The organism is Bacteroides sp. PHL 2737, assembly GCF_004115325.2.
In the GTDB taxonomy this organism is placed as follows: Bacteria; Bacteroidota; Bacteroidia; order Bacteroidales; family Bacteroidaceae; genus Bacteroides; species Bacteroides hominis.
In genome coordinates this window covers 3,049,749-3,064,275 of sequence record NZ_CP040630.1, presented here as the reverse complement: position 1 = coordinate 3,064,275, position 14,527 = coordinate 3,049,749, and the positions used below count along the sequence as shown (strand labels likewise).

General features: G+C 44.2%; 11 protein-coding genes. All 11 read right to left on the bottom strand.

What is annotated here, in order from left to right:
- Positions 1-15 precede the first annotated feature (15 nt).
- The 11 genes from DBK98_RS12395 to DBK98_RS12345 all read right to left on the bottom strand — a co-directional run bounded on the left by DBK98_RS12395 (position 16) and on the right by DBK98_RS12345 (position 13,282).
- Positions 16-954 carry a fimbrillin family protein gene (locus DBK98_RS12395; protein ID WP_005808946.1) on the bottom strand — a complete coding sequence of 313 codons (939 nt, stop codon included), beginning with the start codon at positions 952-954 and terminating at the stop codon, positions 16-18.
- Between the two features lie 27 nt (positions 955-981).
- Complete coding sequence (locus DBK98_RS12390) at positions 982-1,959, bottom strand: fimbrillin family protein (RefSeq protein WP_032536278.1); 978 nt, start codon at positions 1,957-1,959, stop codon at positions 982-984.
- Positions 1,960-1,979: 20 nt separating this feature from the next.
- Complete coding sequence (locus DBK98_RS12385; RefSeq protein ID WP_005808949.1) at positions 1,980-2,948, bottom strand: fimbrillin family protein; 969 nt, start codon at positions 2,946-2,948, stop codon at positions 1,980-1,982.
- A gap of 28 nt (positions 2,949-2,976) precedes the next feature.
- Positions 2,977-4,089 (bottom strand): hypothetical protein, encoded by a 1,113-nt coding sequence (locus DBK98_RS12380; RefSeq protein WP_032536279.1) that lies wholly within the window; start codon positions 4,087-4,089, stop codon positions 2,977-2,979.
- 18 nt (positions 4,090-4,107) lie between these two features.
- Positions 4,108-5,679 (bottom strand): fimbrial protein, encoded by a 1,572-nt coding sequence (locus tag DBK98_RS12375; RefSeq protein ID WP_032536280.1) that lies wholly within the window; start codon positions 5,677-5,679, stop codon positions 4,108-4,110.
- Between the two features lie 26 nt (positions 5,680-5,705).
- Positions 5,706-6,629 carry a FimB/Mfa2 family fimbrial subunit gene (locus DBK98_RS12370; protein WP_005808954.1) on the bottom strand — a complete coding sequence of 308 codons (924 nt, stop codon included), beginning with the start codon at positions 6,627-6,629 and terminating at the stop codon, positions 5,706-5,708.
- 96 nt (positions 6,630-6,725) lie between these two features.
- Positions 6,726-8,375 (bottom strand): DUF5029 domain-containing protein, encoded by a 1,650-nt coding sequence (locus DBK98_RS12365; RefSeq protein ID WP_032536281.1) that lies wholly within the window; start codon positions 8,373-8,375, stop codon positions 6,726-6,728.
- A 234-nt stretch (positions 8,376-8,609) separates the two neighbouring features.
- Complete coding sequence (locus DBK98_RS12360) at positions 8,610-9,746, bottom strand: clostripain-related cysteine peptidase (RefSeq protein WP_032536282.1); 1,137 nt, start codon at positions 9,744-9,746, stop codon at positions 8,610-8,612.
- 4 nt (positions 9,747-9,750) lie between these two features.
- Positions 9,751-10,863, bottom strand: coding sequence for a DUF3868 domain-containing protein (locus DBK98_RS12355; protein WP_033572625.1), 1,113 nt, complete (start codon positions 10,861-10,863; stop codon positions 9,751-9,753).
- A gap of 14 nt (positions 10,864-10,877) precedes the next feature.
- The gene (locus DBK98_RS12350; RefSeq protein ID WP_032536293.1) at positions 10,878-11,444 is read right to left on the bottom strand and encodes a DUF3575 domain-containing protein; all 567 of its coding nucleotides are present in this window, start codon (positions 11,442-11,444) and stop codon (positions 10,878-10,880) included.
- 623 nt (positions 11,445-12,067) lie between these two features.
- Positions 12,068-13,282: a site-specific integrase gene (locus tag DBK98_RS12345; RefSeq protein ID WP_005808960.1), complete on the bottom strand. Its 1,215-nt coding sequence runs from the start codon at positions 13,280-13,282 to the stop codon at positions 12,068-12,070.
- Positions 13,283-14,527 lie beyond the last annotated feature (1,245 nt).

The window sequence follows — 14,527 nt, the reverse complement described above, 5'->3', positions numbered from 1 at the left end:
ATTCATCCTTCCTTTTTATGGTTCCGGATTATATTCACCATCTACCGGTTGATTATCCCACGGAGTATCTTTTACACTCAGTTCAAGTGCAGTACCTTTCAGTTTCAGGCTGATCTGATGAATAATGCCTTTGGTTAATGCGCCCAATTTAGTATACGCAACCGGAACTGTCATCAGTTGACCGTCCACCGTCAACTCCAGTGTCACTCCTGTATCTCCATTGTTGGCCAATGTACAGGGAATCATCAGTACATTACTTTTTATAGTCCCCGATTCAGGAACCACAATGCCATCTGCCTGCTTTGCCACATTTGTCCAATAACTGAACGCAGCATTGATTTTAGTCGATGTATAAACCGCTGTTGCCAGGTTCAGCGTAGCATTCTCAATTATATTCGCGTTCTTTATGGCTATTTTAGTTACTCTGCATGTATTAGGATAATTCTCCCGGCTAAAGACAAATTCGATTTGCGAATAAGCATGTCCCATGATAAACTCAACGCTCTTAGCGGCAGAAGTACCATTCACTGTTTTCTTACCTGCATATACCAAATCAAGTTCGGCGTCAAAAATCTGAGAAGTCAAAGAAACAGCTTCTTTAGTTGCCAAATCTAATTTCGTTGTTTTCTTATAAGCACACACATTGGCATTCTCTCCACCCAGATAAATTGTTTCCGTGTTTGGTTTCCAGCCGGAGTTATAGTCATACTGTATATTGTCTTTTTTTACATAACTGGTTCCGGATTCGCCTTCCAGAAAAACTCCGATCGAACCTGATGTAAGTAATTGTGGCGTGACGGCACGTGTCTGCACGTCACCTGTTACAAATGCAGAAGCAATCTCTAAAGGAACTTTTTGTTCTTCTACCGGAAAATCATCATTACCACAGCCCGCCAGTAAAATCAGCGATAAAGTGGCTATTATAATTGGTTTCATATCAGACTTGGTTTTCATTACTATCCTTTCTGTTACAATCAGTTATTAATCTAAAGTCGCATCGTTATCACCACCGGGTACAACAGAGGTATCCCATGGATATACTTTCACTCCCGAAATATCTACTCCCGTACCCTTGACCTCCAGGAAAATGGTAGATAAATACCCGGCTTTCAGAGCTTTCAAAGTCTCGTACGGAATCGTTACCGAATATTCACTTCCATCAATTGTCAATATCAGTTGGGTATTGTCCTCAAAATCCTGTGGAGGAAACAATTTGCTGATACTTACATCCGTACTCCCTTGAGCTATCCCTGCTGTCCCCATAGCAAGCGCAGATGTATCCAGCGTCCAACCGGAAGCTGTGCTCCCTCCCAACTGTCCCGCATCCGCAGCGGATTTACTGATATCCATGCTACGTTCCACATAAAACGTCTTTCCGCTCGTTGCGGGTTTCATCACAATCTTGGTTAACTTGCACTTCAACGGATAAGTCGAATGACAAGCAATGCTGAACTTCACACCGGCATAAGCATGCTTCAGCAAAAAGGAAGCAACCGGATTGCGGTTATTGACTGCCGCTAAAGGAGCATCGGCATAACAAAAATCATTATCCGCCGTATTATCTTTCACTGTCAAAGCAGTAACCGTACTATTATCACCATTAAAAGTGACCTTACCATACGGATAATAGACATGCAAAGAGGCGTCCGTACCGCCAACATATAGTTTATCTGCCAAACTCCATCCGGTTCCGTCGTGAGTACACTGTACATCATATTGTTGCGGAAACGTAGCAGTGTAAGGTGCCGTGCGAAATATTCCTATACTGGCATTTGACAAAGCAACCGCACGTGTTTCAACGCCATTATCCGCAACGGTTTCCACTCTGACAGGAACATACTCGTCCTCCCCGCCGTTATCCACCGGATCCATCCCTCCGTTGCTACAAGCAATCAATACTATTGCCATCATCATATTTGCCAGAATGTGTTTCATCTTTCTCTGCTTTCTTAAAAACATATTTATTCCTTTCTGTCTCTTTATTGCGGCACAAACGGATCACCGGAGTCTCTGACTGCCTCTTCTATCCATTCCTCCACATCCACAGTTCCTATCTCTACTTCAGTGGGACGAATAATGACATCTATCTCATACTTTGTCCCTTCCACCATTTTCTTGTTCGTACCACAAAGCTCGGCAGCGCCAATCTTACCTTTCATCTCCTTTCCATCTACCATTAGTGTAAAAGAAAGATCCCCGGTGAAGTCAGCAGGCACCACCATATAATCCAGGACGGCAGGAGCTGCAACGGTTCCGATAGTTATCGGAACGGTATAGCTGAACATCACCCCCTGCACTCCTCCTTCAACGATCCCTGTAAACAGATCCAGTGTTCCGGTGATCCGTAAAGCCGCAGAAAATGTAAATGAGCTGATCTCACCGTTCCCGGTATACTCTCCTTTATTCAGAGCCACATCCGTTACTCCCCTGATAAAATTGAATCTCAGGAGCGAATAGGCTCTGCGTAAATTCAGCGTTACGGCACCTGTTGTATTCGAAGCCTTAAAAGGGCAATAATAGATTTCTTTTGAAGCCGCATAGAGCTCACTGTTCATCACCACACTACTTGTCCGATCCTCTTTATAAGGATAGTAAGCCGTCAGTTCCGCCGGCCCATCGATCAACACCAGTTCTTCCCCATCCGTCTTCCAGTATGGAGTTCCATATGTATATTTTCTGTTATGAATGGCTTCGTAGCCATTCGCGATATCTTTTTTCTGAAAAATCCCGATAGCGTCGGTTGCTGTAGTAAGCTCAGCAGCCGAACGCGTAAGTACCTCTAACCGCCCTGTTGAAACCCCTCCTATGCATAAAGAAGTGCGCTCTCCTTCTCCTGTCCTTCCGTCATCCGGAACAGCGCAGTCATACTGCGAACAGGAGAAGAGCGCAACACACAGAAGAATGCAGGACTTCTGAAAACAATCTATTTTACACTTCCTTATTATCATCGTTCTCATTATCTTTTTATGAAATCATTCAATTCACTTCTACATCCGGTGGAGTTACTATCCCATCGGGAACTTTCCAATCGGTAGGGACAGTAACCGTTCTTATACCAAAACTACCCGCTCCGTATGCCTCATCGGGAGTGTCAGCCCCCTGACTCAAAACATCTTTAATAACCACCGTATAAGCATTGTTACGTCGTAAATACTGCACATCATTTTTATCGATATTAATATTCACCCGATACCATCCCTTATAAGGAGACTTTTCACATTGCAGCAGCAGACATACCGCCTGTGTCTGTAGCAGATAGGGAGTATGAAGGGTACGCAACACCTCAGTGGCATACAAACCGCCTATGATACTGAATTGCTCCGGTGCATTTTTTTCATTTGCATAGGTCAACGGCAGGAAAGCCATATCCTGCGGATCATTAAATACAGGTATTACCGGTGAAACATTACGAAGCATAGCCGATTTCAAGAGAACCGTCCCCCTTTTATCCTCAGCCACCCGGACATCTATGCGTACGGCGGCACGCAGTAGCTGTACACTCATATCTTTCCCTGCTTCTTTGAATGTTGTTCCGCTCATAAGTAAACTGTTATCTGTAACGGTATATGTTCTGTCCGTTATTGACTGCAACGGCATATCTCCCCGGAGTTGCACCCGCACTGCATTTTCAGTCTGTCCGGAACAATAAGTATCAAAATCCATTCCGGGAAAATAAGCAGAAGCATTGGCAAGCACCAATACATTATAATCCGTATGATTGTCGATGCTTCCGCTTTCCGGTATAATCACCGATATTTTCCCTGTCTTAGCCAGATGATTGCCATCGACGGTTCCCTGCAAGGAACCGGCATACAACCCGTTGCCATGTTCATCGTAAATGAAAAATAAGAGCTTTACATCATTTATCACACTTTCCTCCGGACGGGCCACAGGTATTTTCCCTCCTGTATCGGATGCCCTTGTTTCCGGATCATCAGCATCGGGGATGGTATAGTTCAGCGTGAAAGCGACAGGCTTGACAGGCTGCATATCACGTCCCTCTTCACTTGAACAGGCTGTAACCCCCATCAAGCAAAATACGCTTAGAAGCATACATCCTTGCCATATATTTCTTTTAAATCGTTTCATAAGCCAACTAATCTATGTTTAATTATGCAGTTCATCTTCCTGGCTTCCTCCGTTTCCCCAATCATCGGGAGAACGGTCTACCTGAGTCAGTTTATAATGCACTGTCAAATTCTTTACTTTTATATAGAAGTCATCGTCATAAGCCTCACCGGTGGCAAGGTCTCCATAAGACTTTTTGGCCTTTACGGTAAGCGTACCCGCAGTGACGGTTATCTCATAGCGTTCATTGGAGATTACGGCCGACACTGCACCGTCAGATACCTTTACAGGTGCAACCGTCGCATTACCGTTAACCGGACTCGACGCATCAAAACTCAACTCCCAGAAAGGACCGAACGCGACATCGCTTTCTATGGGAATGGATTTCAGCGAACCTGCGTAACCGGATAAAACGAGCTTCTTTGTACCCGAAGAGAACCAGTTCTCACGGTCAAAGTCAATTTCCGTATTCACGTCTATCCAGTCAATCACTTTCACATAGATATTCATCGGTACCCCCGTAGCCGCATCGTCAGGATTGTCATACCCCGGACCCGAGACATTCATAATCTGAAAAGTGTACTTATGATTGCGCAATAGTTCAACCAGTTTTTTCGGATCGTCCGGATCCGTCAGATCAATCCGGTAATAAGTGACATCCGCATCGTCTCCATAAATTCCGCCTACCACCAAACGAGTGGTAGCCACTTTGTCGTTGCCGGCAATATATCCGGGCTGATCAAAGCCGTTATCCGAGTAATAAGTGTTTTCGTATAGATAGAGCGGTCCGGCAAGGGGCAAAGAAGACTCACTCTTCAAAAAAAGCTTGTCACCTATCGGGCGAACCCCTAATTTGGCGGGTAAAGTCGTTTTAACCACATTACGGGTCTTTTTCTCGTCTTCTGAACCTGCGGCAACCACTTCATAGGCCTCCTTTAACGGAGCCAACCTACCGCTATCCGCCGGGAAATAAGCATAAAACTCACGCAACTTAAAAATCACCTTACCATCGCTATCTAACAACTCACCCGGATTTCCCGTATGCGCGTCATCCACTTTTGCCTGTACAGCGGCTACCGAACGCAGCACCGGTACACTAAGCGTTTGCCCTACCGACTCTTTCGAAACAGTCACTCCTGACAAAAAACCATGCATAGGCAAACAGTCTATCCCGGACAGATTATTCTCCACTTTGGATACCATTTTTTCCAATAATGCATTCATCTCCATCCCTAAACCTTTATAGGCACCGCTACGCACCAACTCTGCATGGCTATTCGTAAATACATGCACTTCCAATCCTTCTCCCACAGGCATAGTCACCTGAAACGTATTTTTACCGGCAACCGGAGTTCCTTCGGATGCTGATTTCAGATACAGCCGGTTCCGGTCAGACACTCCCGGAGCAAATACCAATACGTCAATGCCATTGATCACCGTCTCTTTGTTATCCGTCCCATCGGCTCCGGAAGCATAAGTGCGGGGAACATTCACACGGAGGTACATGTCTTTATCCGGGTTCTGAGAGATACTTTCGGAAGTATCATCCGAACACGAAACCAAAGCCACGGCCAGAAATACCATCAGTTGACATATCAGAATTCTTTTCATGCTATACTCTCCTTTTATCAGCTTACTTACATATTACTTTCTATTGCCGCCACTTTCCATCCGTTGACACGAACTTGCATAACGGGCTTCACATAATGTCCGTCAATCACCAAGTCAATATAATTGCCCGGAACAGAAGTCAACTCAATAGGAGCACAATCAAACGAAGCGACCTGTTCATCACGAATAAACACGTCTACTCTCAGGAACTTTCCTTCCGAAGAAAAAGAACCGAACCAGGGAGTCAGTACATTTCCGGTACTTTCTTCGTAATAACATTCAGGTTCAAGTATCACTTCGTCCGTATTTGCTTTATTATTATAATCTACACCACTACGCGTACCGTAAAGGTGGAACTTAAAATCTTCGGGGGAAGGAATAATACTGCTTGCGGCACGTGTTGCTCCTCCTTCTTCAACGACCTGATCCTCTACTGTCTGAGGAATCATTGTTATACGCGTACGGCATACGGCACGCACAAACGGAATAGTCACAATATTGCGGTTTTCACGCAGGCCGGCATCTATGGCAATGCGTCCGTACAACAGATCGTCTACAGGCCGGCAGATTCCGCTGCCGTCGGTAATTTCTTTTAATTTCACATACCCCTCTCCTATGGGAGTATCAGGAGTATCTACATAATCAATTGCCTCATCATATGTCCAGGCTATCAGTTCCAGACTGTCTATATCATCAAAGGTTTTCAAGAATCGATAAGGTTCGGTCAATCCTACTTCATCCAAACCTATTTCCAGTTCCCGATATTTATGCTTCTGTTTATAAAAATGAAGTTGCGTAGGAGTAGAAACCGTTTCGAAAAAACGATTGGCTCCACCATAAATATAGCTGAAATAGATGTGCATATATCCGGCACAAGCATCCATATCATCTTTAATACATGAATTCAGCAATAGGGCAACCCCCAGAAGTATCGGTAGCAGTTTCTTCATTTTAGTTTTGTATTCTTCTCTTTCCGAAAAAGAAAGAGATATAAACCGGAGCGGATTTTCCATCCGCCCCGGATCATATAAAAAAAGAGATTCTGATTACATATTTATATTGTTAACAACATATTTCCATGGCTTAACAACTACCTGTACAAGCATGTCAATATTATCCGAATTGATAGCATCTTCAATACTCTTGGCACCCAAAGTAGTAATAGTACCTGTAATATGATAGAATGTGTTGCGTTCGGTAATCTTCATTGAGGTTGTTTCGTCATCGCTATAGTTGGCAACATCAGCACGATAGTAACGTTTGTCGTTAGGTTTAATCGTAATAGCAGCTTCTTTCTTAGCGTCTTCCGTTTCACCTCTCAACGCAAGTTTATACGTCTCATTCGCTTCCAGGAACGCAACCAATGCTTTTACATGATCAGCATCATCCCAGAAACCAGCAGCCAATTTATCATAGGTGACAGATCCGTCAGTAGAAGTAGCACCTTGGAAAGTGCCATCTGCCAAAGCTTCTTTCAACATTTGCTCCGTAATAGTCGGTTCAAGCAGGGTATGTGTACCGATATAAGTAGCCTGGGTAACTACCACAGTAGCACAACCGGCATTATCGGCATAGTTAGGAGTTACATAAAAATAAGGAGAATATAACTTGTTGCTCTTAACGTATACCATAGATTTTTCATCAGCCTTCTGTCCATCAGTCAGCGCCTTCTCACCAACAACCCATGTCAGACGATATTCTTTCGCAACAGCATTGTATTCCCCTTTATTCAATGCCAGAGTCGTTCCGGCAACTTCTGCAGTACCGGGTACAGATTCTTTCTCACCTGCAAATGCTTTCAACCAGTTCAGCACATCCCAGTCTTTAGCAGTCGCATCCGCGCTCTGCGGGAAATACCAGTCACGAGTCTGTGCTGTGAACGGAGATACACGTCTCGGGATACGCACTACGACAATACCATCAGGATCTTTAGTACTTGTCGGATTTTCCCATTCTGCATCTTTGATTTCCATCTTACCATAAGCCTCGTATACGGGGTTGGTAGTAACGGAAGCATTAAAGAATACTTTCGCTAATTCACGGTTCAAAGGAATCGAAACTTTTACGGTAGATCCATTCGGAATATTCGGGTTGGTAGGAATAGCCGATACACCTGCCATGATATACTTTTTAGTTTGCTTTCCGTCTGCAGTAACGGTCAGATCATTCAGGTAGCTCTTAGACAGATTAGAGATGTAGGCACGGATAGCGGCTTCCGATTTGTCAGCCTGGTGTGCCAGTGTCTGAGCGGTAGCAAGGGTCATCTGAGGATCATTCACAATGACATAAACGCTATCTCCCTGACGTACGCCGTTAAACGTACACATATTTTTCTTCGTTCCGGGAGTCGCAACATCGCCCTCACCAATTGCGTCTGCCACATCAGTGTCTTCCGCATTACTGTCACCTGCCACACGCTTCACAGTCCAGTCACCTACTTTCGCGCCTTCATGCTGCGGATCATTTTCTTTGGCAAACAGATAGGCCACATACACGTTATTTTCAGTACCTACTCCTTCTATTTCACCCTTATCCGCACGGGTGGCAGGAGCTGTAGAATTGGTAAAAGCAATGCTGATAGCATCAATCAATTCACCTTTTTGACCACCATTGTCAATTCCCGGTTCATCATCATTACTACATGCAGCCATTGCAAGAGCCGCCAATGTAAACGTAAATAATTTGTTTAATTTCATGTTACTAAAAAATTTAATTATAGATATAAGTTCGAATATTTTATACTCTTATCCGCTTTGGATATTCCTTTCTCCCTTCCGAATCGCGAAGGGTGAAAGGCAGAGAGAAAAAATGCGGATACTCCCTGTTCCATCGTTCTGTTAACTGTCACTGTCTGTTTCGTTAATCAAAAATTCCTTTCCATCACTTTTTAATTCTATTATTACCATTCACTAATTAATTTGAACTATATATTATTGCATTAACTTCAGCTTCTTTCTTTCGGTCAGCAATGCGGGAGCGGTGGCATCAGGTATATACAATGTCATGCCGCAATGATCGCTAATCGTAAATCCGCCCCGGCTCTGTGACATAAAGTTCTCCGTAGCCGCTTTATAGATTATCGCTTTCTCCAAGGCCTCATCAAAAGCGGCAGACTCTTCTGCGCTTCCAATCCTTTCCACATAGGCCGAAGCGTCATAAAAGAGATGTTGTCCATCCGGCAAACGATCAAAACTCTGTAAGCCGCTACGGTCTATCCACTCCCAACGTTCCACCCGGCTCTCGGCTGCACGAAGTTGCGACTTCAACATTTCCAAGCCGTTAGTCCGGATCACACTGATGGTAGCCGAACGGTAATCCCCTTCCAGATTGTTATAATAATCATAATAGGCGGCAGCCACTGCCGACAGATCCGCTTCCTTTTTATAAAGCAACGGAAACATTTGTTTGTATACCGGAGTGAAGCCCGGTGAAAGCATCTCGGCCGATGACCCGACCACATATTGTGTTTTATCTTTCAGTTCATAGGCTACCTCGAGTCCGGCCATGAAACAACCTTCGAAAAGGATGAAATTGAACTGGCCATCCGGGATGGCTGATGCAAAATCCTGTAAAGTCATTTCAGAATGATTATCCTTGACAACCGAACGGGTCATACCGCCCGGAACCACTGCCGTACCTACCGGCAGCCATCCGCTGGTATGAGAAAATACGATCAATCCCGGATCAACGGAAGGATACCGGGCCATAGCCTCATTGACAACCCGTGCAAATACGGAGGCACTGGCTGAATTCTCCTGCTTATACTTAGCCAATATTTTTGTTACCTTTTCTCCCTGTTCATCAAAACAAACCTCTAACAAGCGGGTACTATCCGCTCCTTTTTTATCCTGATAAATCAATAGATGCCCCGGAAACCTGTCCCATGCCTCTGCTAATGCTGACAATTTTTCGTCGGTCTCATCGGCTAAATCATTATCCCCTCCCATATAAACCAAAAGGGTACGATCAGACAGACGTTGCTCCAACAGCCCATCCGCTTTCTCACCGACTACACAACCGGCAAGCAACAAGCAAAGCATATATCCTATGTAATACATTCTTTTCATATTCTTATTTTACGTATCTAATACGACATGACACTCGCCGGAGCTTCGGAAAATATTCCCGCAGCAAGACTCCGAATGTTTTCCCTTTATTCAGCGTTTTCAAAGATTTTTTCCGTTGATTGTTATCTTTTACGGCACGCAGGATTGAAAGAATTTCATCACGCTCCGGAAGGTCGGAAAGTTCTATATCTTTCTCAAACTGTTCCCAATCTTCGCCTACCCACTCAACCGCGATCTCCATGCGTTCGCCATATTTATTTTCAAGAAACTCCTGAAGAGCTTTGGCACGCTTCTCGGCCAGACGTTCGTTATTCAAGGCATATCCTTCCGGGGAAGAGTAGCCGGTAACAGTGACTCCCGATATGGAATTCCGGTTATCCCGCTCAATAGAGTCCACCTGATTAACGAAATGCATCCAAGAGGCACGGTTCAACTCATGATCGGGAAGAATGCGCATTTCGTTAGTAGGGAAATAAATATCAGCTTCATAGCCCGCCTGAATAGGAACCACCTTCCTATGGGAAGAGGCATCCGCAATCACAGGTGGCTGTTCAGATACATCCGGAACTACCCGGACGGTGTCACGAATCACAATAGTATCCACCCGCTCTACAATCAATGGGGGTATCTGCTCTGTCTGCATGGCAAAAGGTACCAAACGGGCATCACAATTGCAATTGGTATCCCGCATCCACACTTTCACATCTTCCATCCATGCCGCATAAGGAACTTCGATTCGATAATGGATGTAAGGCAAGGCGTGATCTCCCTCACGAAGCACAGTATAAGGAGGAATCTTCTCCAATCCCGAAGTAGTGCCCAAGGCCCGGCGTCGGCGATACATCAAATCGCTTTGAGGCCCATTGAGCACAATGGGAGGCAGCGACAACGAATCGGCGGCATTGCCCGAAGAGAGTAGCGGAAACAGATAGACCGTACAGTCCGGCGCCAGATGGACGCTGGTTAAGTCGACAGCCAGATCGACCAACAAGACAGAGTCCCGGCGTTCCAAACGATACACCTCTGTACGGACAGGCTGCGTAGATCTATCTGCCGCTAACACTGATAGAGAGATGAAAAATGAGAAACTTATGAAAAAAGCTTGCCTGATATTCATGTCTTACCCCTCCCCTACTTTAAAAGATAGATAATGGACACACCAACCTTGGTAGGGCCTACATAACCGGTCCGGTAATGATCGACACGCTCACCGCAGGTAGGACAATAAAACTTATCATAATCAACTTGAAGGTATCCCAAACCGATATCGACTCCGATATTCACCCGGTTACTGATAATCCACTGATAACCATAAGTAACCCCTCCACCATACAACTGACCTTCAAGCCGATAATCCTTCAGGATGCCAAAAGGAAGGTTACCGAAGTTGAAGATACCTCCCGTAGCATGCACGCCCAAATAATGCCCCTTGAAAACTTCACTCAGCCAGTAACGGTATTCTACCTGCCCGACCAAATGTTTCATTTTCCGGTTTTTAGCGTAAGTAAAAGGATTATATTGAATAAGACCGGCTACACTCATCTTTGAACTAAAAGCATATTCGACTCCTACATTCGGAGCAGCCGTGGCCCAGTAAAGACCATTGGTAGTCAAGCCCCATTGCTGAGCGCGCCCCATACAAGGAAACGCTAAAAGCAAAGCAACAACCACCCCCAATGTGCATAGTACCTTTTTCATATTTATGGTTTGTTTGATAATTAGGGGCTCTTTCTTATAATGAAAGGGAAAGCTTCAGAATTACCAACATAATCACCTGTAAGACAGAAAAATAAAAGAGTACCGATCCGGAAATGTTTCTGATTTTTTTTATTTTCAGAAACAATTGCAGGAAGTATGAAAGTAAAGCACTGATTCATAGAGCATTGCTTGATATTGACTCAGAAACGATTTCAGAAACATAGATGGAAAGGGCCGTAAAAGAGCAACACGAAGGATGATGTACGACCTGCATATATCTGATTATAAACAGATTAATCATCCTTGTGAATAAATAACGGCATGTGCCTGAAGCAGTGGGGACGGGCAGATGAAAACCGTTGGAAAAGAAATAGCGAGAAACCGGTGTATGCTTTCTTAGAAGAGTCTGTAGACAAAAAGAAGGTGTACAGGAGGATGTTTTTTTCTATATGGAAAGAGAAAATAAATAATTGACAGCAAAAACAAAAAAAACTAAAAAAAGATTTGCTTTATTAATAATTTAATATGTATCTTTGCAAAAGTTATTTGAGATCAGAGGGTATCTCACGGTTGGCTCTTTCATTATAAGAAAGAGTTTTTTTTGTCCTTTTCTCACCCCCTCTTTACCGAAGACAGTTTATCACTAACCGATTGGCCCTGTCAAGCCGCGTAGTATCTATACGATCCAAATAGATGCGTGTAGTCTTCTCCGATGTGTGTCCCATGCAGTCACTGATGACCGAGACAGGTATATCGTTCGCATGAGCAAGGGTCGCCCAGGAGTGGCGGGCCACATAAAACGTAAGCGGCACCTCCAACCGAAGCCTGTCACCCAATTCGCGGATCTGTTTGTTAAGCTTGCGTTGCTGTCGGCGGTAATCCTGATAGCTGTCACCACGGCGGAGCATCGGGAGCAGATAATCCGATGAAGAATCGGCATAGCGGTCAATCAACTCACGCAAACCGTTTTCAACTCGTATCCGCAACTCTTGTCCCGTCTTCTGCCGTTTATAGCAAAGGTAGTCTCCTTGCAGATTTTCTTTATTAATATAGCACATATCTACAAAAGACATTCCACGCGTATAGAAACTGAACAGGAACAGATCACGAGCCAACTGCATATCGGCACGGGAAGCAGTCAAATCGACTTGCTCGATCCGTGCAATCTTCTCGCGGGAAATGGCACGCTTGGCAGTCACCTCTTCTTTAAGGTTCAGCCTCCGGAAAGGTTTCTGATCAGTATAAACCAAGTGGTCGGCACAGGCGCGATTGTAGATGGCACGCCACTGGCGGAGATAAAACGAAATGGTGTTTGGCTGATTGCCCCGGTTGCGGAGGAAGTCGGCAAAGCGGTCGATTACTTCGGGGGTCAGTTCTTCGAACGAGAAAGGACGGTCACCCACAAACAACTCGAACGCCCGGCGGGCACTACGGTAATTGGCGGCTGTGCCCTGACGCCCTTTATTTTCCAGACCGGCTATCACGGAGTCGGCGTAGACCAGTACCTGGGTCAAATCATTGTGATAGTTGTAGACGCGTACAATGTCGTCCACCGTATAAGCACTCCCCTTCTCCGCTTCCAGCGATTCGCAAATAGCTGTCAACTCCTTCCTTATATATATAAGGTATTCGTTGGCTTCGCGAACAGTGAGCAGGCGACGGCGATTGCCACCGGTATTCTCTACCATTTCTAAACGGGTGTTGAACTCTGCCTCCCAAAATCGGTAAGGCGTATAAATCTCTCTTTTCTTTCGATGGCGTATGATCTGTATCACGAGTGGATAGCTGCCATCACGACCCTCGCGCGAGCGATTGAGCCGTGGAGTGATGGAGGTCATCTTCTTTTTTACTTTTGAAAATTTTGCAAAAGTATAACAACGTCCACTATCAATATGTTGGCAGCTTTTTGACTTCACTATCTTAAAAAATCTTATACATTTTGTTTGTACTCCCCTCCATGAAGAGAGGAGCAAATGTAGCCCACCCCCCGGAAACGACCTAAAAATAGCCGTTGCATTTTTGCAACACCTCTCTTTTTCAGGGTGTCGCAAATATGCAACACCGGATTTCCATCGATGAAATGGGCTATTTTTGAACTACCTGCATGATTTTCTTTATTTCACCGGGAAGAGAAAAAAATCTGTCCGGATAAAAAAGGCATGGATATTATGGGGTATCATATGATCTAAACTTTCGATTACCCGATTAGCACAACAAACAATAACCTACGCCATATACGCGATATATATGAAAAGTATATACACGATAAGAAAACATGAACCCCATATTACCTGCTATTTGTTAATCAGAAGTTATCGAGACTTCAACTATAAATAACACTCAGAATGCTTTCCTTTCATTGAAAAAGCGCAGAAGCAGCACTTATCTTTGCACTGCAAAGCGTAATGTTTGCTCTCGTAGATCAATCGAATCACTTATTTGGCAATAGAATCTGAAAATTGTCATTTTGTATTTTCTATAGCTTATAGAATTCATTTTTTCCGTCCAAGTTCCAAGGTTAATCAAAAGAAGCTCAAGAATCCGTATCAGAGTAAATCGAAAAGAAAGCAAATAAGGCAATACGCAATCCACAAAATCGGCATGCGTAACCGATTGCAATATAAAAGATAAATATAATTCCAATTATAGATCATTTTCATATATTCAGAGAAGTCATAGACGAGAAGCAACCAGAAAAATATGCAGTGTTTTATGCCCCTTTTCCGAAAGAAAAAAGAGAGTTATCGGCTGCAAAGCAACTTGCCACCGGTTAGATGTTAACTTCCTGCCGGCACAAAGCTAACTTTCTGCCGACAAAGAATTAACTTTGTGCAATTACAAAGTTAACTTCCTATAGATAAAAAAGTGAATATCCGGTTCTTTTTTACTACCAAACTCTCTTTTCATCTGTCTTTATATCCCCGCAAAGCCCCTATTCCAAGAAAACGGAGCATTGCACGCGTCAGCAAAAAAGGAAATATCAAAGCAAATAGTTAGAATTTGAAGGAAAATCAATACGTCCTCTACACACTCTCAGAATAGAATCCACCAGCCAATTCATATTTAAGCAAATCAGGAGTTCT

Coding starts and splice junctions, on each gene's coding strand:
- DBK98_RS12380 (WP_032536279.1), bottom strand. CDS start 4,089: ATGAAACGATTTAAAAGAAATATATGGCAAGGATGTATGCTTCTAAGC.
- DBK98_RS12365 (WP_032536281.1), bottom strand. CDS start 8,375: ATGAAATTAAACAAATTATTTACGTTTACATTGGCGGCTCTTGCAATG.
- DBK98_RS12355 (WP_033572625.1), bottom strand. CDS start 10,863: ATGAATATCAGGCAAGCTTTTTTCATAAGTTTCTCATTTTTCATCTCT.
- DBK98_RS12395 (WP_005808946.1), bottom strand. CDS start 954: ATGAAAACCAAGTCTGATATGAAACCAATTATAATAGCCACTTTATCG.
- DBK98_RS12375 (WP_032536280.1), bottom strand. CDS start 5,679: ATGAAAAGAATTCTGATATGTCAACTGATGGTATTTCTGGCCGTGGCT.
- DBK98_RS12385 (WP_005808949.1), bottom strand. CDS start 2,948: ATGATAATAAGGAAGTGTAAAATAGATTGTTTTCAGAAGTCCTGCATT.
- DBK98_RS12370 (WP_005808954.1), bottom strand. CDS start 6,629: ATGAAGAAACTGCTACCGATACTTCTGGGGGTTGCCCTATTGCTGAAT.
- DBK98_RS12345 (WP_005808960.1), bottom strand. CDS start 13,282: ATGACCTCCATCACTCCACGGCTCAATCGCTCGCGCGAGGGTCGTGAT.
- DBK98_RS12360 (WP_032536282.1), bottom strand. CDS start 9,746: ATGAAAAGAATGTATTACATAGGATATATGCTTTGCTTGTTGCTTGCC.
- DBK98_RS12350 (WP_032536293.1), bottom strand. CDS start 11,444: ATGAAAAAGGTACTATGCACATTGGGGGTGGTTGTTGCTTTGCTTTTA.
- DBK98_RS12390 (WP_032536278.1), bottom strand. CDS start 1,959: ATGTTTTTAAGAAAGCAGAGAAAGATGAAACACATTCTGGCAAATATG.